The sequence below is a fragment of the Vibrio sp. R-1 genome (assembly GCF_035615595.1).
Classification (GTDB): Bacteria; Pseudomonadota; Gammaproteobacteria; order Enterobacterales; family Vibrionaceae; genus Vibrio; species Vibrio cholerae.
This window is the reverse complement of the sequence record NZ_WPDC01000005.1, coordinates 17,378-42,585: the sequence shown is the minus strand read 5'-3', so window position 1 is coordinate 42,585 and position 25,208 is coordinate 17,378. Positions and strand designations below refer to the sequence as shown.

Below are 25,208 nucleotides of genomic sequence, written 5' to 3'. Positions count from 1 at the left end.
ATGTTACGCCAGCATACCCCTATCCGCGACCATCAAGCCGAAACGCATCTGTTTCGTAATCGTGCCATCGTCTCTTTTGTCGGGATCTTGATCTGCATGGGTCTGCTGGTGACCAACTTGTACAATATTCAGATCAACCAATATCAAGACTACAAAACGCGATCCAACGATAACCGCATCAAAGTCGTTCCGATTGCGCCTAACCGCGGGCTGATTTTTGACCGCAACGGTGTGCTTCTGGCGGAAAACCGTCCGGTATTCAACTTAGAAGTGATCCCAGAAAAAGTGCCAAATATGGAAGAGACCATTGCGCGCTTGCAACAACTCATTGAGATCAGCCCAGAAAAGCTTGCCGCCTTTGAAAAGGAACGCAAACAGACTCGCCGCTTTAATTCTGTACCGCTGCTGACTCAGCTTACCGACGATGAAGTGGCGAAATTTTCCGTTAATCAACATAAATTCCCCGGCGTTTCAGTCACCGCTAACCTCAAACGCTATTACCCCTATGGCGAAGTGCTGACCCACGTGATTGGTTATGTATCGCGGATTAACGATAAAGATCTCGAACGCTTGGACAAAGAAGGTAAAAAAGCCAACTACCAAGCCACCCGAGACATCGGCAAACTGGGGATTGAACGCTACTATGAAGACTTACTGCACGGTACCGCTGGTTATCAGGAAGTCGAAGTCAACAGCCGTGGCCGTGTCATTCGCACCCTTAAATACGTCCCCCCCATTCCGGGAAAAGATATCGTGCTCAATCTCGATATCGAACTTCAGCTCTATGCCTACAAGCTGCTCGAAGGTCGCCGCGGCTCGATTGTCGCTCTCGATCCTAAAGATAATGGCGTGCTCGCCATGGCATCGAGCCCAAGTTACGACCCCAATGCATTCGTGCATGGTATTTCAGGTAAAGCCTACAGCGATTTACTCAATGACAAACGTCGTCCATTAGTAAACCGCACCACGCTTGGCATTTATCCGCCGGGGTCAACCGTCAAACCGTTTATTGCGGTGTCCGCACTGCAAGATGGGATCATTACACCCAATACCACCCGTAATGATCCGGGTTACTGGCGCATTCCCAATACCGATACTCGGCCTTTCCGCGACTGGCTACGTTGGGGCCACGGCCGGGTAGACATCATTAAATCTCTCGAAGAATCGGTAGATACCTTCTTCTATCAAATCGCCTATGACATGGGCATAGATAAACTCTCCAGTTGGATGATGCGCTTTGGCTTTGGGGATCTGACGGGGATTGATATTTACGAAGAGAGTAAAGCCAATATGCCAACACGCGAGTGGAAAATGGCACGTCACAAAGTGCCTTGGTATCAAGGTGACACCATTCCGGTTGGGATTGGACAAGGCTATTGGACTGCCACACCAATGCAAATTGCCAAAGCGACATCGGTTTTAGTTAACCACGGTAAAGTGATTGCCCCGCATCTTCTGCGTGCCACCATAGATAATGGTGAACAGTTCTCAACCCAAAAAGAGACCGAGTACACCACTTACCCACCGATTGATGGCGTGCCGAAAAAGTATTGGGACATGGCTATCCATGGCATGTATCTGGTTAACCATGGCGCTAAAGGAACCGCACGTCGCGCCTTCCAGAATATGCCTTACGAAAGTGCGGGAAAATCAGGGACAGCGCAAGTATTTGGTCTAGCGGAAGGCCAAAAATATAACGCAAGTGAGTTAGCAGAGCACTTACATGACCATGCTCTGTTTACGGGCTTTGCCCCTGTCAAAGATCCCAAAGTTATCGTCACCTTCGTATTGGAAAATGGCGGCGGCGGCTCCAGTAATGGTGCGCCAGTCGTGCGACAAATTTTCGATCACGTGATTTTGGGCAAAAAAGAAGAAGAGCCAAAAGCAGAATCAAAAGAAGAGGTAATACAGCCATGAAGATGGATCCTGCAACCGGACAAAACCGGGCGCTGTTTGAGCGTTTTCATATTGACCTGCCTCTACTGCTTGGCGTTCTTGCCCTAATGGGATTTGGCTTAGTGGTGATGTACAGCGCCAGCGGTCAGAGTCTAGCGATGATGGATCGCCAAGCCATGCGCATGGCCATGGCTCTCATCATCATGGTGATTCTGGCGCAAATTCCACCGCGTACCTATGAGAGTGCTGCACCTATCCTATTTTTTTGCGGCGTCATATTGTTGGTGTGTGTACTGCTGTTTGGGGAAATATCCAAAGGCGCGCAACGTTGGCTAGATCTCGGTTTTGTCCGTTTTCAGCCTTCAGAACTGCTCAAACTCGCCGTACCTTTGATGGTGGCACGTTACATCGGCAAACACGCACTGCCTCCTTCGTTCAAAACCTTATTCGCCTCGTTGGTAATGGTGTTCGTTCCAACCATTTTAATTGCGAAACAGCCCGACCTTGGCACCTCAATTTTGATTGCAGCCTCGGGCATTTTTGTAATCTTCTTGGCGGGCATTAGCTGGAAGCTGATTACTGCAGCGGCCGTAGCCATCGGCGCTTTTGTGCCTGTGCTGTGGTTCTTCCTGATGCACGAATACCAAAAAACCCGCGTGCGTACTTTGTTCGATCCTGAATCCGACCCTCTTGGCGCTGGCTATCACATCATCCAAAGTAAAATTGCGATTGGTTCAGGTGGCTTGTCAGGAAAAGGCTGGTTACACGGCACACAATCACAACTTGAATTTCTTCCTGAACGACATACTGACTTTATCTTTGCAGTCATTGCCGAAGAATGGGGTATGATCGGCATCTTAGTCCTACTCAGCCTCTATTTATTTATTATTGGTCGTGGACTTTATCTCGCTAGCCATGCACAAACGTCCTTTGGGCGTATGATGGCTGGCAGTATCGTATTGAGCTTCTTTGTTTATGTGTTTGTGAACATAGGCATGGTGAGCGGAATTTTACCCGTGGTGGGTGTTCCACTACCACTGATTAGTTATGGTGGAACGTCGATGGTGACACTGATGGCCGGTTTCGGTATTTTGATGTCCATCCATACGCACCGCAAAGCGTTTTCGAAGACGATTTAATGAACCGAATTTATTTATACTTACTGCTCGTTTTAATCCTCGCTGGATGTAGCTCTCCTGGGGGGCGCTATGATATGTCTGACGATCAAGCACCCGATACACCACTGTCTGTCGAACATATTGAAGATGCACATCCGCAATATGAACCGTACAGCTTCGGGGGTAATAAAGATTACAATCTGCGTGGTAAGAGCTATCGCATCATTAAAAACCCTAAAGGGTTTACCGAAAGTGGCAAAGCCTCTTGGTACGGCAAAAAATTCCATGGACACCTCACCTCAAACGGTGAGATTTACGACATGTACTCGATGACGGCAGCACATAAAACGCTACCGATTCCCAGTTATGTCAAAGTGACCAATACGGACAATGGCAAATCGACCGTGGTAAGAGTCAATGACCGTGGGCCTTTCCATGATGGAAGAATCATCGACCTTAGCTATGCAGCCGCCTATAAAATTGGGGTGGTCCAAGCAGGAACCGCCAATGTGCGCATTGAAGTGATTACCGTCGATAAACCCACTAAACCGCGCCCGAAAAGTAAAAACAACGCCCTCGAATATGTGATTCAGGTGGTTTCATCACAACATATCGAACGCGTGCGAACTTTAGCGCAAAACCTCGGTCAGAACTTATCGGCACCGAGCTTCGTCGAGAGTACAAATAATACGCATCGCTTATTCCTCGGGCCATTTACTGACGATGACCTGACGCAGACTTTACTTGAACAAGTAAAATCCGCAGGCTATGACAGCGCATTTATCAAGACGATTAATAAACGTGCTAAATGACCACTCAAACCTGACCTGAGTCTATCTGGTCTGGTTTGAGACGTTATTTTTGTTAAGATTACGGACACTTAAGTAGAACTAAGCATTCACCATGAAAAAATCAATCCTCAAATCTGTGTTAGCGTCTTCTATTACGCTTTCTATCACGCTAAGCAGCACTGCTTTCGCCTCTCCTATCGTGACACCAGACGCACCACAAATTGCCGCTAAAGGCTATGTACTGATGGATTACCATTCAGGAAAAGTGTTGGCTGAAAAAGAGATGGATACCAAACTCTCTCCTGCCAGCCTAACCAAGATGATGACCAGTTACGTGATCGGTCAAGAAGTAAAGCGTGGCAACATCTCGCTAAATGACGATGTAGTGATCAGCAAAAATGCTTGGGCGAAAAACTTCCCTGATTCTTCGAAAATGTTCGTTGAAGTCGGAACCACGGTTAAGGTCAGCGATCTCAACCGCGGCATCATCATCCAATCGGGTAATGATGCGTGTGTAGCGATGGCAGAGCACGTCGCAGGAACGGAAGATGCGTTTGTTGACCTGATGAACGCTTGGGCAAGCTCACTTGGGATGAAGAATTCGCACTTCACTAACTCTCACGGTTTGGACGATCCTAATCTTTACTCTACGCCATACGATCTGGCTCTACTTGGCCAAGCTCTGATCCGTGATGTTCCTGAAGAGTACGCAATCTACTCCGAGCAAAAATTCACTTACAACGGCATCACTCAATACAACCGTAACGGTTTGCTTTGGGATAAAAGCATGAATGTGGACGGCATTAAAACCGGACATACGAGTGGTGCTGGCTATAACCTCGTGAGCTCTGCTACAGAAGGCAACATGCGCTTGGTTGCGGTGGTGATGGGTACTGACAACGAAAACGCGCGTAAAGCGGAAAGTAAGAAGCTACTGAGCTACGGTTTCCGCTTCTTTGAAACCGTGGCACCACACAAAGCGGGTGAGACTTTCGTGAATGAAACCATCTGGATGGGCGATAAAGACACGATTGCACTCGGTGTTGATAAAGATACTTACGTAACTTTGCCACGCGGACAAGCCAAAGATCTCACCGCCAGCTTTGTACTTGAAAAACAATTGAAAGCACCGCTGAAGAAAGGTGATGTCGTCGGCACACTTTACTATCAATTAGCTGGTAACGATATTGCTCAATACCCATTGCTCGCACTGGAAGATGTGCAAGAAGGCAGCCTATTTAGCCGCCTATGGGATTACTTGGTTCTGCTGTTCAAAAGCTGGTTTTAAACCGTTCAGCCAGTAAAGCCAATACTGTCTAAAGAGATTGATCTCCCCAAAAGCCGCTTCATGAGGCTTTTTTGTGAGCTTGAGATCACGCCCGAATGGCTGTAGTATTTCGTCCCGTTTTTCCAATGCTCAAACTGGAGTTTCACCATGCTGAACATCAACTCTGATGCGAAATTAAAAGATCTGCTCGAATTCCCATGCTCCTTTACCTACAAAGTGATGGGACACGCTAAGCCTGAGCTGCCAGAACGTGTGTTGGAAGTGATTCAACGTCATGCTCCTGGTGACTACAGCCCACGCGTTAAACCCAGCGCTAAGGGTAACTACCATTCGGTGTCGGTGACTATTCACGCGACCTCAATTGAACAAGTAGAGATCCTTTATAAAGAGCTCGGTGAAATCGATATTGTGCGTATGGTTCTGTAAAACCACGCTATTATTTTATTTATTCAAATATTTTTGAAAGCAGCTTAGGCTGCTTTTTCTTTATTTTTCAAAAAATTAACAAAACCACCTTATTATCAGGGTCAAAAAGTTCCCCCTGATGTGTAGTTCATTACAGGTAAGCAGTTTATAATCGAAAAACTTTATATATCTCTGGCGGATGACAATAATGGAAAACCAGCTGTTGGTGAGACGCCTTGGCAGACAGGACTACACTCCCGTTTGGCAGGCAATGCATCAATTCACTGATCAACGTGACTCCACAACGCTTGATGAAGTGTGGCTTGTCGAACACAACCCCGTGTTTACTCAAGGACAAGCCGGCAAAGCTGAGCACCTCCTCAATACTGGAGATATTCCTGTTGTACAAAGTGATCGGGGTGGGCAAGTCACCTACCACGGACCGGGGCAATTAGTCGCCTATTTTCTGATTGACCTACGCCGTAAAAAGCTCGGCGTCCGTGAATTAGTGACACACATTGAAAATTTGGTTATTCACACCTTAAAACATTATCAAATTGAGTCAGCCGCACGACCCGATGCCCCCGGAGTTTACGTACAAAATAGAAAAATCTGCTCTTTAGGTTTGCGTATCCGCAAGGGATGCTCTTTCCACGGACTCGCACTCAATATTCAGATGGATCTTGCTCCATTTTTACGTATTAACCCTTGTGGGTATGCTGGAATGGAGATGATTCAAGTGAGTGACCTGCATCCGGTCAGCATGGAACAGGTTGAAAAAGTATTAATCCAAGAACTCGTTACTCTACTGGACTACGAGCAAGTCGAATTCAGCACAGAAGCATACAATCATGAGTAAACCAATTCAGATGGAACGCGGCGTTAAATATCGTGACGCCGACAAAATGGCTTTGATTCCCATCAAGAACATGCCGACAGAGCAGAAAGAAGTTCTGCGCAAACCAGAATGGATGAAGATAAAGCTACCTGCGGATAGCCAGCGCATTCAAGACATCAAGGCCGCCATGCGTAAAAATAATCTTCACTCAGTCTGTGAAGAAGCCTCCTGCCCTAACTTGGCTGAGTGTTTTAACCATGGTACGGCGACCTTTATGATTTTAGGTGCTATCTGTACCCGTCGCTGCCCATTCTGTGATGTTGCCCATGGCCGCCCCAATGCACCAGAAGCGGAAGAGCCGAAAAAGCTCGCACAAACCATTCATGATATGAAGCTCAAGTACGTGGTAATTACTTCGGTGGACCGCGATGACTTGCGTGATGGTGGTGCACAACATTTCGCCGATTGTAACCGTGAAATTCGCGCTTTGAATCCGCACATCAAGATTGAAACCTTGGTGCCTGATTTCCGTGGTCGTATGGAAGTGGCTCTTGAGGCCTTAAAAGACAATCCGCCCGATGTGTTCAACCACAATTTGGAAACCGCGCCACGCTTGTATCGTAAAGTGCGCCCAGGCGCTAACTATAAGTGGTCGTTAGAGCTGCTGCGTCAATTTAAAGAGCAGCATCCTCATGTACCGACTAAATCCGGTTTGATGATGGGCTTGGGTGAAACTAAAGAAGAGATCGTCGAAGTATTGAAAGATCTCCGTGCTCATGGCGTCACCATGCTGACCCTTGGCCAATATCTCGCACCAAGTCGCCACCATCTGCCGGTTGAACGCTACGTGCCACCCGCAGAGTTTGATGAGCTGAAAGAGATTGCTCTAGAACTCGGCTTTACTCATGCAGCCTGTGGACCCTTTGTACGTTCCTCTTACCATGCTGACTTACAAGCCAAGGGTTTAGAAGTCAAATAAGCCTCCTCATCAAGCCTGCACCTCGCAGGCTTGATGCTTTTCACGGGGATGAGATCCTTCACCATAATCTCAACCAATTCCCTGATTTAACCTTGAATCCTACGCTTGGCTTCTATAGGCTTAGGCTAAAGTTTCGATTAATTTTCGCTCGCCCGATGGTGCTTTTGAGTGAATCCTGACCACAAGGAAATAATAATGAATCATATCGGCTTATTTGCCCTCACTGCTGCAGCGCTATTGGCTGGTTGTTCATCGAATACCCAGCAAGATAACTATCGTGAAGCCTCTTTTGAGCTGTGTAATACCGAAGTGAACATTTACTCAGTCAGCGATGATGGCCAAGTACGCATTGTGTGCGCTGATGGCGCGAAGTTTGCCCTGAAAACTGAGAAAACTCTCGATATCATGCGCGATATCAACGTGGATTATTGTGATGGGGAAGGCTTAGGTAAGTTTACCGAAAGCAACAAGTACTACATGTTCAAGTGTAAATCCGGCACCATGATCAGCGTCAGTAAGTAAATACTGACGCGATTGACCAAACAATCACCGCCACTAAAAGCGGTGGTTTAGGGATGACAAACAAAAAAGCCTGCGAACTTCGCAGGCTTTTTTATCAGGACAACCTACCCAAAGAAAGTTGCAACCATAGCGTTGCAACTTCACATGGTTGGGTTTTAGCGCTTAAGCGTAAACAGGCAGACGTTGACAAATCGCCAATACTTTTTGTTTCGTCGCTTCAATCACACCTTGATCATTGATGTTGTCTAGAACATCACACATCCAGTTGGCGAGATCTTTTGCGTCTTGCTCGGTAAAACCACGGCGAGTGATTGCAGGTGTACCAACACGGATACCTGAAGTCACAAACGGGCTGCGTGGGTCATTTGGTACCGAGTTCTTGTTAACCGTGATATTGGCAGCGCCCAGAGCGGCATCTGCTTCTTTACCTGTGATGTTTTTATCAATCAGATCAACAAGGAACAAGTGGTTTTCCGTGCTGTTAGAGACGATCTTGTAACCACGTTCTTGGAACTGAGCCACCATAGCTTTGGCGTTTTTCACCACACGCGCTTGATACTCTTTAAACTCAGGCTCCATCGCTTCTTTGAACGCCACCGCTTTAGCCGCAATCACGTGCATCAAAGGACCGCCTTGGCCGCCAGGGAATACTGCAGAGTTCAGCTTCTTGTACATCTCCTCACCGGCATTTGACAAGATCAAGCCACCGCGTGGACCTGCCAGTGTTTTATGCGTGGTGGTCGTGACAACGTGTGCAAAAGGCACTGGGCTTGGGTAAACACCCGCCGCAATCAGACCCGCAACGTGCGCCATGTCAACAAACAGGTAAGCACCCACTTTATCGGCGATTTCACGCATGCGTTTCCAATCCACGATTTGTGAGTAAGCCGAGAAGCCACCGATGATCATCTTTGGCTTATGCTCCAGTGCTAAGGCTTCCATTTCATCGTAGTTAATTTGGCCCGCTTCATCGATACCGTAAGGGATCACATTGTAGTGCTTACCCGAGAAGTTAACCGGTGAACCGTGAGTCAAATGACCACCGTGAGCAAGGCTCATACCTAGCACGGTGTCACCTGGGTTGAGCAGCGCCATGTACACAGCACTGTTCGCTTGAGATCCAGAGTGCGGCTGAACGTTCGCGTATTCACAGCCAAACAGTTGGCAAGCACGATCAATCGCTAAAGCTTCTGCTTTGTCCACGTACTCACAACCACCATAGTAACGCTTACCTGGATAACCTTCGGCGTACTTGTTGGTCAATTGAGAACCTTGTGCTTGCATTACACGCGGGCTGGTGTAGTTTTCTGAAGCAATAAGTTCAATATGTTCTTCTTGACGAAGCGTCTCTTCCTGAATGGCAGCGTATAGCTCCGGATCGTAATCAGCGATGTTCATATCACGCTTAAGCATCTGTATCTCCTGACTCAGATTGACTGAAATTGCAAAAAAACCACACAATGACTCCACGCAAACGTTTTCGTCATCACTTTATGGCGCGCATTCTACATAATTTGATCTTTATCATAAAGCCCAAATTCATGAATTTATCATGCAGTTTTTTCATAACCACTACGACAGTATTCATGCTCTAGGTATAAAACCTATCTAAACAACAAAACTGTCAATTTTTTGCTTTACACCCTGTAAAGCGGATGTGACATAGGTTTACCTCAATTTTCCATCCCTAGCTACCGAAAATATCCGCTTTTCATTAACATCCGCGCCATTCTCTCTCCTGATAACGGAATTTATGGAAAAACATTCACATAAAGAAGATTGGATCGCGATTCTGACTGGGACATTTCTTGTCGCACAGGGCGTCTATTTTCTACAAGCGGGACAACTGCTAACCGGAGGAACCACAGGATTAGCGCTGCTAATGACCCAATTTTTGCCGCTGACCTTTGGCGTGCTCTATTTTCTCTCGAATTGCCCATTTTATCTGTTGGCTTGGAAGCGCTTTGGTGCTCGTTTTGCGTTTAATAGCGCGATTTCTGGCGCTTTAGTCTCGATCTTTGCCGATCACCTGGCCATGTTGATTACTCTTGAAAAAGTGAATGTAGTTTATTGCGCGGTAGCCGGAGGGCTATTGATGGGCTTAGGGATGCTGATTTTGTTTCGTCATCGCTCAAGCCTTGGCGGCTTTAATGTGCTGTGCCTCTTTATTCAAGACAGATTTGGCATCTCAGTCGGGAAAAGCCAGATGGCGATTGACGGTTTAATCTTGCTCGCCTCGTTCTTTTTTGTTTCTCCACTGACCATAGGTTTATCGATTTTGGGGGCGTTTTTACTCAATATCGTGCTGGCAATGAATCACAAACCGAGCCGTTATCGCGTCATCTATTAGTCTGTTCTGCTAGTTATACCAAAACTACTTGGAGTTGCAGGTAGGCGGCAAGAGAGTGAATCCCCATCAGCATAGACAGACTATGTGATTGGGGTGAACGAACGTAGCCAATACCGCTGCAGCTTCAAGTAGGTATAGTAAAAAGAGAGCCTAATAAGGCTCTCTTTGCTTACGTTGCAGTAAACCCGCGAGCATAGTGTTGATCACACTCGCCAGTGTCACCCCAATGAAACTGGCTAAGATGTCTTGAATAGAAAAAGTGCGAAGTGGTGTGAAGGCTTGCATACCTTCATCAATCAAGCAGCAAATCGCCACCAACAAGCCAGTGAATACGACCAGCTTATAGCTGTGGCTCGTGGCAGAAAGCACTCGATACAGCGCCAACGTCAGCAACATGGCTAATAGGCCATGCAAATGGGTATCTCCACCCACTGCCCTTTCTAATTGGTAAATATAATCGGCATGCCAGCCGGAAGATTTCAACCAAGAAGCCAAAGCCGTTGACAAGGCTAACAAGCCAAACAACACCAAAGAAACTGGACGCTGTTGATAGATTTGACGGCCTATTTTAAGACGCTGTTGCAAATGGAAATCTCTAATTTGGGCTCACGGCGTGAGGCTAAAGTGCAAGCCAGTTTGAACTGATGCGCCGATTTTAGGTAATCCGCCAAAAGGTGTCGACTGTTTTTGCCGTCTAGTCCGCGCGCCAGATGTTCAATCACCAACCACTTTTGTTCACTATCCCACTGTTTCCAGTGTGCTAACCCCACCTGCGAGATGGCAATATTCACGGCTGGTGTATAGGGTCCATACCGGTCAGCATTGCGCATAAATTTATCGAGAGAGTCCTTGCTCGAATGAGGCTGCGTTGCATCGTGAGCAGATAACTGAGCTTCAATCTTTAACAATTCAGCCCAAGTGTCAGGCCAAGTTGGGCGCCGCTCGGCACTCTCCAGAAACGCGGTTTTAGCCGCATGCAACGCTTGCTGCGTATCTTGCTCCTGAGCAAGATACGCTTGCCACTGAAAAATCCGTCCCTGTAAGAAATAATACTGCGGATGTTCAGGGCTATACTCAATCGCACTCTGGATAGCCTTGTGCGCATCATCCACGGCCGAGAGCGTCGCCGGAGAATGATTCCAAGCTAGCAGAGCCTTCTCAGCGATAACACCATACAAGGAGGCGATCCCTTGCTGGAAGGCGAAATAGATCACCCACAACGCAGAACTCGCCACCCCGACACGCCATCCAAACTGAAAAAAAGCGTTCACTTTGCCGCGCCCGATTTCGTCTCTTCGCCATAGTAAGCTTGGTAGTGATAATAGCCGCTGTAGCGTGAAGCCTTTTTCGCATTAAGACGATTGAGTATCACACCATCAATACGACTGCCCTGCTGAGTCAATTTACCCACCACTTCCCGCACGACTGGCGTTCGAGTATGGTTGGCATCAATCACCAAAATCACAGAGTCCACGTATTGCGCCAACATAAAGCTATCGCTCACTGCGAGACAGGGTGGCGTATCAATCACAATGCGTTGATAGCGAGTACGTAAATCGGCCAACAGTTCACTAAATTTGCTTGAAGAGAGCAGCTCTAACGGGTTGGAGGCATAAACACCCGCAGTGAGAATATCAAGCCCGGATTGCTCATCATGGTAGACGCAATCTTCTAAGCTTTGCGTGCCATTGAGTAAATTGGTGACGCCCGGTTGTGAGCCAGAAATGCCAAAACGGTGCGCAATCGCCGGTTTGCGTAAATCACAGTCAATCAGCAAGGTTTTTTCCATTTGCGCCAACGACAAGGCCAAGTTCAGGCTAGATGTCGTCTTTCCCTCTCCGGGCAGACAAGATGTGAGCATCACGACATGCTGATCTTGATTGACATGCGCAAGCAAATAGCTGGTCCGTATCGTACGCACCGCTTCGGTTAGCTCACGCAGTTTCTCATCAAAATAGGCTTTCGCATCCAGTTTGCCACGCTGTTTACGCACCACAGGAACAACGCCCAATAAACTCAGTGCCAGCTGTTTCTCGACCTGTTTGATGTCGGCAAAGGTATCAGTCATCGCATCAGCGATAAACGCCACTACACAAGCAAAACCAAACGACACCACAAAGGCAAGCAATACAATCAATTTTTTATTGGGTTTACTCGGCGCTAATGGTGCACTGGCTTGGTCAGTAAAGCGAGCGATCGTGGTATTAAAATCCCCCGAAGCACTGGTCTCTTTTTGACGCGCTAAAAACAGGTCAAACAATTCACGGTTAGTTTGTACTTCGCGCTTCAGCTCAGAATACTTAGCATTTTTTACCGTCAGGGTCTGGAACTCAGATTTACGCTGATTAAATTCCGTTTGTAATGACCGCTCAGACTGTTTGGCCGCTTGCAGCTCGTTATTGATACCATTTAACAGCTGTCTCAGCTCTGCACGCAGATTTTTACGCACCGCTTCTAACTGTGCTGATGCCGATTTCAATTTCGGGTGTTTAGGGCCGTAACGCTTAGAAAACTCAGAGACTTTCCGCTCAGCATCCACTTCCGCGACTTTCAAATCACGGATGGTTGGGTGATTGGAAATTTCAGGAATCGACGACAAAGCCGTCAAGTCACTGTCATTTTTACTGTAGCTGTTCGCCACTTGATACAGGGTTTCCGCGGCCACGCGGCGATCACGCGCTTTGTTCATCTGCGAAGTCAGCTCTTCCAACTCTTGCGTTGCGAGCCCTTCAACACCTTGCACATCAACCAAGCCTTCCGCTTGCAAAAACGCTTGTAACTTAGCTTCCGATTCTCGTAATTGAGTACGCAGCTCTTCCATACGGGTATTTAGCCAAGTATTCGCCTTTAGCTCTACCTCTAACTTGGCTTCCAAATGGCTGTCCATATACACCCGCGCAATCTCATTCGCGATTTTCGCCGCCAACTTAGGATCACCTGCGGTGTAGTAGATATTCACCAACTGGGTTTTGCGGATCGGGCTAATCTCCATTCCGCGTTTGAACTTATACAAGATCAGTCGATTTTGGCGATACGCTTCCAAATCAGGATCGGCGACGCTCTCTTCCTGCTTAAACCCCTGTAAGAATGGCATCCACTCAACCAAGCGTTCTTTTAAGCTTGGAGAAGCGTCGCTCTCTGGGCTTAAGTCGAATTCTGGATCGGACGCTAAATCAAGTCGTTCAATGACTTCTTGAGCGATCGTGTCAGATTTGAGGATCTCAATTTGGGTCAGGTAATACTCCTGACTTTTGGTATCGAGCCCATACACTTCTTCAATGGATACCGCTTTCGCTTGCGTCGATTCAATCAAAATAGTCGCACGCGCTGTGTATTCTGAGCGTATTGAGAGCACGAACAGTAAGGTGATCGCCGTCACCATCACGGAGAAAAGTAAGATGCGCCACTTATAGTTAAGTAGCACATTAAAATACTGACGAATATCGATCACTTCTTCTTGAGTGAATTGTTTGCCTGTCATCTTGTGTACCGTTACACCCTAAAATTAAAAGAAGCTTTCGGCGACTGTCAGTATGTCACCGGGTTGAAGTTTACTCAGCAATGTGGCTTTGGTCGGTTTGGCTTCCGGATCGTCACTACTGGAGATAAACAGATTGGTTTTTGAGGCACGCTCCGTAAACCCACCTGCAATAGTGATCGCTTTGTTCACCGTCAAACCGGGATGATAAGGATAACTTCCAGGCTTCATTACCTGACCATTCACAAAGAAAGGACGGTATTCCAAGATCGAGACGGAGACATTAGGGTTGATCAAATAACCATCCAGCAAACCATCGTGAATCGTGGTTTTGACTTCTTCCAAGGTTTTACCTTTCAAGCGAATTCGGCCAAGGAAGGGATAATCAATGTTGCCGTTGTCACTAACCCGCGTCTCAAATGAGAGTTCGGGCTCGTCATAGACTTGAATACGGATCTGATCGCCAACACCGAGACGATAAAAATCGTCATTGGCGACAGCCAATGACGGCCATACCAATAGGCACAGCAAAAAAGAGAGTAGGTACTTCATCATGGGTTACATCACGCCCTGAACAGACAGGTAATACACATTTTGACTATAGCTTAACGAGTCGATATTGGAGTCTTTCCGCTCTCGTCCTACACCCAACTCAAAGGTCAGCCAACGGCGAAAATCATAGCTGGCACGTAAACTCGCATTCGTCGTTTCATCATCACGATTCGATGCCGTGTAGTCTTCCTCTAAACGCGTTAATGCGGCTTCAGTCGTCCATTGGGTATTCCAATTGTGTGACCAGTTGACTTGATAGGTCGCTGCGTCAATCGCGTCACCATCGCCATCAGAGTCGGTCGAACGTCGATTGGTCACCAGCTGGAGTGCTGAGTAGGTGCGAACCAGATAAGTCACATCCACATCCCATGAAAAAGAGTCAAAGTCTTTACGGCTGGCTGCATCAAAATCTTTTTGCTGGTAACCAAGCTTTGCGTTGCCTCGCAACTTCCCTGTGGCATCCCAAGAAGCACCGAGATAACCAAAGTAGTGATTATTATCTTTGCTGCTGGTTCCCGGTGCGATCAGGTCATAACGACGAGAGTTAGCAATCACTTGCGCGATAAACGAGGTGCGCGGTAATGCCTGATAATAAAAAGTGGAGTTAAAGCGCAGCTCATCCCAGTCCTGATATTGAGTAATGGTGCGGTTATTTTGGTAAGTAAAATCTTGCCAACCGATATTGGTTTCAATCCGACCAATCGCTTCTGTTGAACCAAAACCATACCCAAGATTGGCACTGTGGCTCTCATATTGGTTGTAATCAAGTCCGAGTGTTGTATCGTTCTCACCACGGCCTTCATGGGCTAAGGCTAAGTTATACTCAAACCCAATGCGGTGGCGGGAGTTCAATTCCCAATCACTGGTCAAATCAAGGTAGTGATCGGTAAAGTTATCTTGTTGAGAACTAAAATACGTTCCGTTGCGAAAACGGTATCCCAATTGGGTTTTACTGCTTTGCGGCTCGACTATAAAACCGACTCCCGATTCAATCACCGAGAAGGCCGAGCTGTCTTGCTGCTGGTTTGATTTGGCCAAGTTATCGTTATAGCCCGTCGAAAGATTAAGAAACGGCACTACCGCCATCCCAGATTCCGTCACGATAGGATTCGGCGTTGGCTTCGCAACCCCTAATGGCGCATAAGTCACAGCCAGCGTGACCAAGCTGGCTGAAAAAAGAGAAGTCAGTTTAATCGGTTCCATTTGCCTGCACTTATTTAAATCGATATTTATTCAAGAGTAGCACTCGCACTTACAACGCAAGTGCCCTGTCTTAATACGCGTTTTTTCCAACAAATCCTTTGAAAATAGTCAGGAAGACGATTTTCAGATCAAACCACAGCGACCAGCGATGGATGTAGTCCAGATCGAACTGCACTCGCTTCTCCATCTTGTCGAGCGTATCAGTTTCACCACGCCAACCATTGATCTGTGCCCATCCAGTAATGCCGGGCTTCACTTTGTGACGCAGCATGTAGCGATTCACTATGGTGCGATATTGCTCGTTGTGCGCAACGGCATGTGGCCTTGGCCCCACGATCGACATACTTCCTTGCAACACATTGAAAAACTGCGGTAATTCATCCAGCGATGTTCGACGAATGAACGCACCAAATCGTGTAACTCGTGGATCGCCTTTGGTGGCTTGCTGCACATGACTGCCATTATCCATCACTCGCATACTGCGAAATTTCCAAACTTGGATCGGCTTGCCATCTAAACCATAGCGGTTTTGTTTAAAAATGATGGGGCCAGGCGAGCTCAGCTTAACGCCAATAGCGACGGCCAATAACACTGGGCTGATCAAGAGCAAAATCAAGCTGCTCAGCACCAGATCTTCAAAGCGTTTCACCCAGTTGAGCAAACCATTAAAGGGGGTATCAAAAATGCTAAACGCGTTGACATCACCAATCGTGTACCAACGTGAGTGCAGTAAATTAAAAGTAAAAAAGTCAGGCACTATGTAGGTATTGACCGTACTGTCCGAAAACGCATCCAAAATTTGGTTGATACGGCGCTGCGCTTGCATCGGCAAAGCAATATAGACATTTTGCACCTGCCCAGTTTTCGCAAGGCTTAATGCATCATTGATATTGCCCAGCACAGGCGCCCCCTCTTTAAGGCGCTCAGGCGCACGGTCATCATAAAAACCTTGCATCACAATCCCTAGTTCAGGGTTTTTGAGCAGATTATTTGATAACTCTTGCCCTTGAGTAGTCATACCGATAATGACCGCTTTCTTGGTATGCAGACCCTTTTTGTGCATGTAGTGAATGGTCGCAAATGCCAATACACGCCAACCAATCAAGCCAATAAAAGAACCGACAAACCAAGCGCCCATCACCATGCGAGAAAACTCGATCCCCGTTTTGGAGAAGTAAGCCAATAGGGTCAAGCTAGCGATGGTCGCAGCCCAACAGAATGCCGTATGCAAAGAAAGTGAACGCAGCTTTGCTGTTCGCCAACCACTGTAAATATCTAAACTTTCTGCAATGTAGGAGTAAAAAAGCACCCCTAGCAAGGCAACCGAAATATAAGACATGGTAACAACATGCTGATTCGACTTAATCGATATATACATAATTACTAATATAAAAATGCTATCAATTAATCGGTAGAAAAATTTACCGTGATAGTTAGTAATGCGTATTCTGCTTTTTTCCTTCATCACTAGACGCTCCTAACCGATGTAAGATTTCCCGAAGAATAATTGGAATGTATTAAATTCTTTTTTAAAGACTACATCTTTATTAATAGAAATACCTGAATCAATTCTAAGACTGAATACAAATAAAAAAGCACATTGAAACAGATTGAAATAAACCTAGACACATACAGACCAACATCAACACCAACAAATAAAACACATAAAAACAAATAGTTAAACGAAACGCAACTTGAGAGAACATTTTCAATCAAGCTCAAAATAAACCAAAGTTAACACAATGATTAAACAATTAGATTACAAAAGTACAAAATCAAAAACAAAAGAACCAATCTAAATAAAAATACAACCTGTATTACTTTTTGGACTTTATTTGATTTATTTTTGAGAAAAATGAAAAACAAATTATTTAACCCGCAACATAGACCAGTCGTGATTTAAGATACCATAGAGAAATAATATGAATCGTTTATCGAAAGGAAAAACAAAACAATATGAAACCCATACCATTACCACTAGTGCTATTGATTGCATTTTTTCCTAGCATGAATGCATTCGCAGAATCTGAAATAAACACTACCGCTTCATTTGATCCAGCTCTGTGTACACAAGAGAGTCAGTTGAACAGCGCTTTAAATCAAACTACCGATCTACTGACAACGGTGGCATCACTCATGGCGACATGTCCTGATAATACCGTACAAATCGCCGCTCTTGCGAGCAACCTAAATCCGTCACTAACACGAGAAATTTATCTCGTGCTTTTTAGTGATGTTGCGGATGACCAACGAGTACAACTCGCCGTTGACGCAGTGCGCAGTATCGTTCAAGAACGACGTGCCGATGTGGTACAAGCCGCGATTGAAAGTGCTCCACAAGAGCTTGCTCAAGCGATCGTTGATGCCGTTGCCGAAGCTGGGTTGATGGACCCTACCGAGATTATCATCGCCGCCATCGCGGGAGGTGCCGACCCAGGTTCAATCACTGAACCAACCGCGGCAGGTATTGCTACGCCGCCGCCAATTGCATTGGCTCCTGGCTTAACCAATACCTTTGGTACAGGTAACGGTAATGGTGGTGGAACTGCATCACCGAACTAACCCACATCACTGACTTGATATTCCTACCATACAGCGCGGAAACACCGAATCAACGCAACCGCGAGTTATGAGCCGGCCATGAAATGGCGGAGCAAGTTGAAGGATTTCCCTCATTACCCACTTAAATCGATCAAATCTTTAAGTGGGTATACTGCTATTTTGAGCCACCGAATTTATGCTTTCGTTTCACAAAACTCTATTTTTCGCATTTTTACTGTTTGTTTTCTGGTTACCAATCCCTCTTGGCAGTAATCGTCCTTGGGCATGGTCGCTCAATGAAATTTACGTAGCCTTCTTATTATTAGGCTGTTTGTTTCTGCTCCCCGCAGCACAGTGGTGGCTAGCTATACAACGAGCGAAAGTCATTCTCATTCCAGTGACGCTTTTTACTCTATGGTCTTGGATGCAAAGTTGGCCAAGTTTGGGGCTATCATCCGATCAAGCTTTGGTGTTTATCTCTGCCGTTAAATCCTTACATTACCTACAAATCTGCTTGGTTGCCGCGCTATTGGTCGATACCCCTCATAAGCTCAAAATGCTGGCGACCACTATGATCGCAAGTGGTATCTGTCAGGCCTTCTATGCTGGCGTAATCCTGCTGCTCGAATTGCAAACCTCACCGTTTTTTTCCTTACCGTTAAACCAACGAGCCTCGGGAAGTTTTGTCTATCATAACCATTTAGCCAATTTTCTAATGCTCAATCTTTGTCTTGGTTTTGGTTTGTTGATTGCTGAGCTCAATCACCAAACAACACAAGGTTGGAGAAACACCCTAAAAAAATTATTGGCGATACTCCTCTCTGACAAAGCATTTATCCGTCTGGGCTTGGTCATTATGGTGATCGCTCTGGTACTCACCCGCTCAAGAATGGGCAATATCGCCTTTTTTGTCGCACTCAGTATCGGAAGCTTGCTCATCCTTCTCTTCTATAAAACGAAGCCGAAAAGCCTCTATCTGTTGATCGTGAGCTTATTTATTGTGGATGCTTTGGTTGTCAGTAACTGGTTTGGCTTAGATAAGGTTCGCCAACGTTTAGCTGAAACCAGTTTGCAAAATGAATCGCGGGATGATGTGGTTCGTGATGCCTTAAACGCCATTCAAGAACGTCCCCTTACTGGTTTTGGCAATGGCACGTTTTACTCCACGTTTCCCTCTTACAATCAAGGCGAAGTGGCGCTTTTTTATGACCATGCACACAACGATTATGTGCAGTTCACCTTGGAGTCAGGCCTGATTGCCACCAGCGTATTTGGCATCATGGTTTTGTTTTGTGCATGGCGGGCTTTGTCAGCCTTTCGCAATCGAACCAATAAAACTATGCGTGGTATTGGCCTTGGCAGTTTAATGGCGATCATCGGGATGCTGTTACACATGGGTGTGGATTTTCCACTGCAAGCCCCAGCCACGGCGCTCTACTTTCTATTTTGTCTATTAATCGCCAATTGGAGCATGACGCTTCCTACCCCGAAATACCGCTCATCCAGAACCTGATTGCTCTTCATCTCCTGCATGTTCACTGCGAAAGTGATGACTTACATAGTAGAAACAATAACTTACGTTCAAAGCGGAGTTTAGGGATGACAAACAATCACCACCGCTAAAAGCGGTGGTTTAGGAATGACAATAAAAAAATACCCCGATGCATCGGGGTATTTTTATTCGCAGTTCAGTAAAGCGATGAGTCGTTAGTAGACAAACTGGAAGCCTTCAACTAACCAACCGCCGGTCCATACATTAATCTGCTTGATACGTTTACCTTGCGGCACAGTGTATGTTTCCACTTTCTTATTGCTCGCATAGTGGGTTGAGCCCAATAACACGCTAGAGCCATCCTTCATCGTGAATTTAATCGCCACGATGTGGTAACCACCCCAGTTATAAAGGCCAGAGGTGACCTCCACTGATTGCAATTGATCAAGTGCAATCGGAGCTCTTAATACACCACCGTTAGTGCCTTGCACCGGCCCGCCGACTAAGTTGTTGGCGGTAGTACCAATGGCATCGATCGCAAAACCTGAACGCAGATACATCTGGTTATCCGCCGTCACGACACGTTGCGATTGTTGAGTATTTGAGTAACCGAAAATTGGAGACTCACCACCCACTGCAGCGCGTAATGTGCTTGAACGGTAGGTATTATGGCTCAACCAACTTGGCTCAACAAAAGTCGGCAAAGTACCATCTTGATTGATGTTGGTGAGATGGAAAGCATGCTGGTTCCAAATACGAGTCGCATTCTTCCAAGTTTTCGCACTGTCCGCTGATTGGTAAACATAAACCCCGTGGTTAATCGAATATTGGCGATCGAAATCGTTCGCTGCAACGATCAACTCAGCGTTGTTATCACCTTCCAGATCGACCACGATAGGGTATTCCCAAAGTGTTGCCGTGGAGTGCGCTAGCGACGCACGTTCTTTGCCCGTTTTGCCATCTAATACACGCACGCGTGCATGATCTTGCACGAGCACTTCATCGATACCATCGTTATCAAAGTCATACGCAGAGACACCAATTTTACCGCTGCCAGTGTCGTCATTCGCTACAGACCAAACACGCTCGCCTTTGCTGTTATACATATCGACAGCGGCATAGCCTGCGTAAACAATCCCTTTTACATCCAGATCATTGGTACCATTTTGCGTAGCTAACTCAAACTGAACACCGTCCAACAACCAACCCGCGGTCCAAGCTTTGATGCCTTTAATGCGGCTACCTGCTGGCACAGTAAAGCGCTCGGTCTGCTTGGAGTAAGCATAGTTTTTAGAGCCCATAGAAATCACGCTACCATTGCTCATTCTAAAATCGAGCGCTAATAGATGATAACCACCCCAATAGTATTTACCCCAAGTCAGGTCAATCGCCTTAATATCTTTGACGTTAACCGCGGCATTAAGGTTGCCTCCCGTACCACCGACTAACGTCGAAGCAGAAGCACCAATCGCATCAATCGCAAATCCTGAACGAACCGAGATCTTGCCATCGACGGCCAAAGCAATCGAAGCAGGATTGTTATTAGGCTGATAACCATAGACTTTTGAGAACTCACTCGTTTCAACGGCTTGAGCTTTACCTAAAAAGTTAGATACCGCCTGCACACCACCACCTGGGTTTGCTGTGTTGTTGATTTCCCATTTAATGGTGCCATCGTGTTCTAGCACAGCAAAACGTGCGTTATCACCTGTCGCAAAAGTGGCAGGTACAGAGGCCACAATCTCAGGCTCAGCGTCATTATCTAGATTAACTAGCGAAGAGAACCAAACCGCATCGTTCGCTTGATACTGCCAATTGATCGCACCGTTATTTTGAAACAGAGTACCACCCGAAAAGACTTCTTGTTGCTGATCGCCATCGACATCAACGTTGATCGAGGACGGCGCCCAAGGATGATTAAAGACCAATCCGGTGTGGTAGTTATACACACCATCTGCAGCCAGAATTTCTACACTGCCATCGTGGTCTAAATCTGCCAACGTGATATCACCGACAATACGCCAGCCATTTTCTGTCGTTGGGATCTGTTTTTTAATGTTGCCTTGGTTATCCAAAATCGTGATGAATTGATCGCGATTGTTGGTTGTCACAATCTCAACGATTCCGTCACCGTCCAGATCGCCTACCGCTGGCGAATAACGCGCATCCGCGATCACACCACCATTCGCATAGCTCCACAGCTCAGAACCATCCACGCCACTTAAAGCACGCACTAAGCCGCCATTGGCGTATTTGTTTCCTTCAAACGTCACTACGATCAAATCTGCGACATCTTTTTCATCAATCTTGCCATCACCATTGTCATCGTTCAGTTGCGCGACAATAGGCGTTACCATCACTTGGTTAGAGTTAGGTTGGAAAGCGCTGCCTTGCCAAGACCACTTAAGTTTCATATTGAGTGCCGAGCTGTCACCGTCATAAGGGACAACGCGCATTGAGCGTGGCTTTGAGAAATCAAGCGTTTCGCCATTGTAGGCTTTGACTGCACGCATTTGCTCGTTCTGGGTGTTACCACCAAACACCGCAAGACGATTGTATGAAAGGTTATCCCAATCACTCAGCATGACCCCCAAACCTAGAGGTGCTTCAACATCAACCTCATGGCCATAAATGTACGCTGGTAGCGAGTAACCAGAGCGTTCACCCTCTTTTAAACAGAAACGTTCACCCGTTTGGCGACTCACAATACAAGCCTCAGGATAATTTTCAGAAGCCAGTACTCGCATTGAACGTGGTTTAGAAAAATCTAAATAAGCACCGTTGTAGGCTTTAACATTCTTAAGATCTTCGTTACCAGTATAACGATCGAACACCGCCAAACGGTTATAAGACAGGTTATCCCAATCACTTAGCATGACAGAAACACCACTCGGAGCCTGAACATCTACCGGATGAGCATAAATCCAGCTAGGGAGGGAGTAGCCCGAGCGCTCTCCCACTTTTAAACAATATTTTTCGCCATTCAGGCGGCTGATAATACACCCTTCGGCTTCATTCGTTGTGGCTTGAACCATGGTACTACTCAACGACAAAAGACCGACAGCAAGTGCAATATACTGAGATGTCATTTGTAAGACTCCCTTTACCTTGTGTTAATTTTATTCAAAGCCAGAAGCGATATGCATCTGATTAATTTGTTGTAATTATGATTTTGAAACCTAGGAACTGGTATCACGGATTGCCAATAACAACCTGACGGAATTATCAATACCTGAAAGCGCCATTTCAACACAGAACGCCTATTTTTACGCCTCACTAATGAGACATCTCAAAGTTGAGAAATAAATCGACTACAATGAATCTCTTTCTCTTTTTCAAGAAGCATTTTCTAGGTGCTGTTATACTTAAATCAATTCGATAAAGAGGGTGGCATCTTGCGTTACATATTTATTTCACTTGTTCTGTTTAGCCCAGCTATTTTTTCAGAGGTTAATTCTCACAATGTCATAGAATATGGCGCCATCGCGAATGATGGAGAGGATGATTCGAACGCATTTCAACATGCACTCAATCAATTAAACAATGGTGATACCTTAATTATCCCTACAGGGGAATACCAAATTTGCAAAACGCTTTATTTAAAAGAAAAGAATAACATTGAAATTATTGGTTCTATAAACAGTAAATTAAAGAAATGTCGTTCTTTTAATGGTGAATACTTACTCCATATCACCTACACACAAAATCTCAAGATACAAGGCCTCAGTTTTGAAGGACTGAATAATGGTGACCTCAAACCTTTGTGGGGGGAGCAAGGTGTCTACCTTGGCAGCACTAAAGGTACCTTAGTGGTTCAAAATCAATTCGCTCGCTTTGGTGACGCCGCATTGCGCATGACGACGGCAAGTCAGGACCACTCGATACCACCAGGCTCTATGGCAATAAAAGTGAGTCATAATCACTTCGAAGACTGCGCTCAAGTCACTACAACACAAGCGACAGCAGGAACAGAAATGCCAGGCACACAGGATATTATTATTGATAACAATCAATTTAATGCTTGTAAGTTAAAATTGTCTGCACGCGCTGATACTAGGGGAGCTAAGGTTATTAATAATCAATTTGAAAATATTAATGGCACTTCAAATGAAGTCAGTTATTATTCTGACGTTTATTACTCAGGAAACACATTTTCAAATATCAATGGGTTCGCTATCAACATTTACCCAAACTCTAGAACGGAACAAAATGTTCAGTGGGGAAACATCTCCATTATAGGTAACACTTTTGATGCCATCCAACAAGGTATACGTTTGCAAAGCTTTAGCATCAATGACCCAAACAACCAATCCATCAAAAACATTCAAATTAGTGATAACACATTTGAAAATATTTACTTTGGAAATGAAATTGAAAGTCAATATAAAGCCATTATTAGAACCAATAGCCAAGATAATCTCATTTCTTTCGAACATGTCAATATAACTGGTAATCAATATCAATTAACGCCTTATAGTAAATTCATTTCTATTGATCATAAAAGCAAGTTCATCAATATTAAAAACAATGACAGAATTTATAGTGACCATTATTATATACAGCACTTTATTAAAGATTGATATATAGCTAATGACTTGGATTGATATATAGCTAATGACTTGGATTGATAGGTAGAGAGACAGTGAGTGAATGGAAGAAGAATAGATCATCGGTATAATTAATGAGGAAAGCGGTAAACTCCCCCCCTAAAATGCCTCATCACATCATGCACTAGTTTTAAATAAGAAAATAAAAACCGCCATGGGCGGTTTTTATACATACGACTAAGTGACTAGGTAAATTTATTTTTTTACCACTGTCATTGACTGTTCCACTCTCTTACCCGAAACTGTATCTACAATTTGAGTGTTAATAATGTACTCTCCAGCCGGATAACTTTTATCGAAGTTAAATCCACGAATTTTAGAGTAGGTATCTCCACTTTCTATAGTCCATTTCTCTCTTGCATGAACAGGAATAATCAATCCATTAGGACCAATTGCATTCATCCAAAACTCTACTTTAGCTGCAGATTCACGACCATTTTTCAGTGCGATAGAGAACGGGATATAGCCTGACGTTTCAACACTTGAGATATCGAATTGATTCTGAATATCTATAGTTAGACGATCAAGCTCAGGTAATTCATGAGGATTAACACCTTTCACAAAAGTCTTATCAGTTTTGAATATTTCTCCATTTTCGGCAACGACTTGTAGTGAAACAGTATATTGGCCATCCGCCATATATTGTGGAATCCAAAACCCTCGTGTCACATTCAATTTACGACCAGTACTTAAATCAGCATTGTATTCTAAAGCAGTGTCTACACCAACAACAGCTTTTGCAGGGAAATACAATCCTTGTGGACCTTTCACTGAAAGCCAGTATTTAAACTTCATACTTTCACAGCTTTCATTAACAATATAGAAATCGCTAGAAATATATCCACCAATACTAGCCAACTGATTCTGACTTAAAGTAATGTCTGATTCAATCAGTGGTTTAGTTTCACAATTAACTTCTGCAAAAGAAGCCGCAGAGAATAATAAAGCAAAACATGAAGCCAGATAAGTACGACGAATGTTCATAGTTTTTCCCTTCCTTTTAGAACAGTGATGATGATATTGATACAAGAGTTTTCAATGAAAGAAGAGTAATTGATAAAAAAGCGAAATACATCCCCCACTTTATAGAGGATTGTGCACTTATCGAAAACAAGACAAAAATACAATATCAAATATAATAACTGACA

Annotated in this window: 21 protein-coding genes; 12 read left to right on the top strand and 9 right to left on the bottom strand. The window is 45.3% G+C overall.

Going from position 1 to position 25,208, the window contains the following annotated elements; genetic code table 11:
• The 8 genes from mrdA (at window position 1) to GOU96_RS01900 (ending at window position 7,837) form a co-directional block, all read left to right on the top strand.
• Complete coding sequence (gene mrdA / locus GOU96_RS01935) at window positions 1-1,917, top strand: penicillin-binding protein 2 (protein ID WP_000945987.1); 1,917 nt, start codon at window positions 1-3, stop codon at window positions 1,915-1,917.
• The gene (mrdB, locus tag GOU96_RS01930; RefSeq protein WP_000781440.1) at window positions 1,914-3,035 is read left to right on the top strand and encodes a peptidoglycan glycosyltransferase MrdB; all 1,122 of its coding nucleotides are present in this window, start codon (window positions 1,914-1,916) and stop codon (window positions 3,033-3,035) included. The genes mrdA and mrdB overlap by 4 nt, the downstream gene beginning before the upstream one ends.
• On the top strand, window positions 3,035-3,826 hold the full coding sequence (rlpA, locus tag GOU96_RS01925; RefSeq protein WP_001080121.1) for a septal ring lytic transglycosylase RlpA: 792 nt from the start codon (window positions 3,035-3,037) through the stop codon (window positions 3,824-3,826). The genes mrdB and rlpA overlap by 1 nt, the downstream gene beginning before the upstream one ends.
• A gap of 91 nt (window positions 3,827-3,917) precedes the next feature.
• On the top strand, window positions 3,918-5,093 hold the full coding sequence (locus GOU96_RS01920; RefSeq protein WP_000748292.1) for a serine hydrolase: 1,176 nt from the start codon (window positions 3,918-3,920) through the stop codon (window positions 5,091-5,093).
• Between the two features lie 147 nt (window positions 5,094-5,240).
• Window positions 5,241-5,519: a DUF493 family protein YbeD gene (ybeD, locus tag GOU96_RS01915; RefSeq protein WP_000932180.1), complete on the top strand. Its 279-nt coding sequence runs from the start codon at window positions 5,241-5,243 to the stop codon at window positions 5,517-5,519.
• 187 nt (window positions 5,520-5,706) lie between these two features.
• Window positions 5,707-6,357: a lipoyl(octanoyl) transferase LipB gene (gene lipB / locus GOU96_RS01910; RefSeq protein ID WP_057554223.1), complete on the top strand. Its 651-nt coding sequence runs from the start codon at window positions 5,707-5,709 to the stop codon at window positions 6,355-6,357.
• Window positions 6,350-7,315 (top strand): lipoyl synthase, encoded by a 966-nt coding sequence (gene lipA / locus GOU96_RS01905; protein ID WP_000042590.1) that lies wholly within the window; start codon window positions 6,350-6,352, stop codon window positions 7,313-7,315. Before lipB ends, lipA begins: the two co-directional genes overlap by 8 nt.
• Before the next feature lie 195 nt (window positions 7,316-7,510).
• Window positions 7,511-7,837 (top strand): hypothetical protein, encoded by a 327-nt coding sequence (locus tag GOU96_RS01900; protein WP_001015526.1) that lies wholly within the window; start codon window positions 7,511-7,513, stop codon window positions 7,835-7,837.
• 162 nt (window positions 7,838-7,999) lie between these two features.
• Here GOU96_RS01900 and glyA read toward each other — a convergent pair whose 3' ends face one another.
• Window positions 8,000-9,250, bottom strand: coding sequence for a serine hydroxymethyltransferase (gene glyA, locus GOU96_RS01895; protein WP_000919132.1), 1,251 nt, complete (start codon window positions 9,248-9,250; stop codon window positions 8,000-8,002).
• Between the two features lie 340 nt (window positions 9,251-9,590).
• On the opposite strand from glyA, the gene GOU96_RS01890 reads away from it, so the two are divergent.
• Window positions 9,591-10,187 (top strand): YitT family protein, encoded by a 597-nt coding sequence (locus tag GOU96_RS01890; protein WP_000410937.1) that lies wholly within the window; start codon window positions 9,591-9,593, stop codon window positions 10,185-10,187.
• Window positions 10,188-10,337: 150 nt separating this feature from the next.
• Here GOU96_RS01890 and vpsQ read toward each other — a convergent pair whose 3' ends face one another.
• From vpsQ to vpsL, 6 genes are all read right to left on the bottom strand, one after another.
• Window positions 10,338-10,772 (bottom strand): exopolysaccharide biosynthesis protein VpsQ, encoded by a 435-nt coding sequence (vpsQ, locus tag GOU96_RS01885; protein WP_001187438.1) that lies wholly within the window; start codon window positions 10,770-10,772, stop codon window positions 10,338-10,340.
• The gene (gene vpsP / locus GOU96_RS01880; RefSeq protein WP_258501657.1) at window positions 10,751-11,422 is read right to left on the bottom strand and encodes an exopolysaccharide biosynthesis protein VpsP; all 672 of its coding nucleotides are present in this window, start codon (window positions 11,420-11,422) and stop codon (window positions 10,751-10,753) included. The genes vpsQ and vpsP overlap by 22 nt, the downstream gene beginning before the upstream one ends.
• A gap of 32 nt (window positions 11,423-11,454) precedes the next feature.
• The gene (gene vpsO, locus GOU96_RS01875; RefSeq protein ID WP_174499634.1) at window positions 11,455-13,668 is read right to left on the bottom strand and encodes an exopolysaccharide regulatory tyrosine autokinase VpsO; all 2,214 of its coding nucleotides are present in this window, start codon (window positions 13,666-13,668) and stop codon (window positions 11,455-11,457) included.
• Between the two features lie 24 nt (window positions 13,669-13,692).
• A complete protein-coding gene (gene vpsN, locus GOU96_RS01870; RefSeq protein WP_000978825.1) occupies window positions 13,693-14,220 on the bottom strand; it encodes an exopolysaccharide export protein VpsN in 528 nt (175 codons plus the stop codon).
• A 3-nt stretch (window positions 14,221-14,223) separates the two neighbouring features.
• The gene (gene vpsM / locus GOU96_RS01865; RefSeq protein WP_000433343.1) at window positions 14,224-15,420 is read right to left on the bottom strand and encodes an exopolysaccharide biosynthesis beta-barrel protein VpsM; all 1,197 of its coding nucleotides are present in this window, start codon (window positions 15,418-15,420) and stop codon (window positions 14,224-14,226) included.
• 70 nt (window positions 15,421-15,490) lie between these two features.
• Entirely contained in the window at window positions 15,491-16,888 is a 1,398-nt protein-coding gene (gene vpsL / locus GOU96_RS01860) for an exopolysaccharide biosynthesis glycosyltransferase VpsL (protein WP_080371370.1), read from the bottom strand.
• Between the two features lie 488 nt (window positions 16,889-17,376).
• On the opposite strand from vpsL, the gene GOU96_RS01855 reads away from it, so the two are divergent.
• Both GOU96_RS01855 and GOU96_RS01850 read left to right on the top strand, forming a co-directional pair.
• Entirely contained in the window at window positions 17,377-17,982 is a 606-nt protein-coding gene (locus tag GOU96_RS01855) for a hypothetical protein (protein WP_258501658.1), read from the top strand.
• 175 nt (window positions 17,983-18,157) lie between these two features.
• Window positions 18,158-19,474 carry an O-antigen ligase family protein gene (locus tag GOU96_RS01850; protein ID WP_042988512.1) on the top strand — a complete coding sequence of 439 codons (1,317 nt, stop codon included), beginning with the start codon at window positions 18,158-18,160 and terminating at the stop codon, window positions 19,472-19,474.
• A gap of 194 nt (window positions 19,475-19,668) precedes the next feature.
• Here the strand turns inward: GOU96_RS01850 and GOU96_RS01845 are convergent, their stop codons facing one another.
• Entirely contained in the window at window positions 19,669-22,542 is a 2,874-nt protein-coding gene (locus GOU96_RS01845) for a beta-prism lectin domain-containing protein (protein ID WP_174499636.1), read from the bottom strand.
• Between the two features lie 264 nt (window positions 22,543-22,806).
• Between GOU96_RS01845 and GOU96_RS01840 the strand changes: the two genes are divergently transcribed.
• Complete coding sequence (locus tag GOU96_RS01840; protein ID WP_113629011.1) at window positions 22,807-24,033, top strand: glycosyl hydrolase family 28-related protein; 1,227 nt, start codon at window positions 22,807-22,809, stop codon at window positions 24,031-24,033.
• A gap of 222 nt (window positions 24,034-24,255) precedes the next feature.
• Here GOU96_RS01840 and GOU96_RS01835 read toward each other — a convergent pair whose 3' ends face one another.
• Window positions 24,256-25,044, bottom strand: coding sequence for an RbmA family biofilm matrix protein (locus GOU96_RS01835; protein WP_042988509.1), 789 nt, complete (start codon window positions 25,042-25,044; stop codon window positions 24,256-24,258).
• Window positions 25,045-25,208: the final 164 nt, after the last annotated feature.

Excerpts from the sequence above, each read along its gene's own strand:
- mrdA (WP_000945987.1), top strand. The coding sequence starts at position 1 with ATGTTACGCCAGCATACCCCTATCCGCGACCATCAAGCCGAAACGCAT.
- mrdB (WP_000781440.1), top strand. The coding sequence starts at position 1,914 with ATGAAGATGGATCCTGCAACCGGACAAAACCGGGCGCTGTTTGAGCGT.
- rlpA (WP_001080121.1), top strand. The coding sequence starts at position 3,035 with ATGAACCGAATTTATTTATACTTACTGCTCGTTTTAATCCTCGCTGGA.
- GOU96_RS01920 (WP_000748292.1), top strand. The coding sequence starts at position 3,918 with ATGAAAAAATCAATCCTCAAATCTGTGTTAGCGTCTTCTATTACGCTT.
- ybeD (WP_000932180.1), top strand. The coding sequence starts at position 5,241 with ATGCTGAACATCAACTCTGATGCGAAATTAAAAGATCTGCTCGAATTC.
- lipB (WP_057554223.1), top strand. The coding sequence starts at position 5,707 with ATGGAAAACCAGCTGTTGGTGAGACGCCTTGGCAGACAGGACTACACT.
- lipA (WP_000042590.1), top strand. The coding sequence starts at position 6,350 with ATGAGTAAACCAATTCAGATGGAACGCGGCGTTAAATATCGTGACGCC.
- GOU96_RS01900 (WP_001015526.1), top strand. The coding sequence starts at position 7,511 with ATGAATCATATCGGCTTATTTGCCCTCACTGCTGCAGCGCTATTGGCT.
- glyA (WP_000919132.1), bottom strand. The coding sequence starts at position 9,250 with ATGCTTAAGCGTGATATGAACATCGCTGATTACGATCCGGAGCTATAC.
- GOU96_RS01890 (WP_000410937.1), top strand. The coding sequence starts at position 9,591 with ATGGAAAAACATTCACATAAAGAAGATTGGATCGCGATTCTGACTGGG.
- vpsO (WP_174499634.1), bottom strand. The coding sequence starts at position 13,668 with ATGACAGGCAAACAATTCACTCAAGAAGAAGTGATCGATATTCGTCAG.
- vpsN (WP_000978825.1), bottom strand. The coding sequence starts at position 14,220 with ATGATGAAGTACCTACTCTCTTTTTTGCTGTGCCTATTGGTATGGCCG.
- vpsM (WP_000433343.1), bottom strand. The coding sequence starts at position 15,420 with ATGGAACCGATTAAACTGACTTCTCTTTTTTCAGCCAGCTTGGTCACG.
- GOU96_RS01855 (WP_258501658.1), top strand. The coding sequence starts at position 17,377 with ATGAAACCCATACCATTACCACTAGTGCTATTGATTGCATTTTTTCCT.
- GOU96_RS01850 (WP_042988512.1), top strand. The coding sequence starts at position 18,158 with ATGCTTTCGTTTCACAAAACTCTATTTTTCGCATTTTTACTGTTTGTT.
- GOU96_RS01845 (WP_174499636.1), bottom strand. The coding sequence starts at position 22,542 with ATGACATCTCAGTATATTGCACTTGCTGTCGGTCTTTTGTCGTTGAGT.
- GOU96_RS01835 (WP_042988509.1), bottom strand. The coding sequence starts at position 25,044 with ATGAACATTCGTCGTACTTATCTGGCTTCATGTTTTGCTTTATTATTC.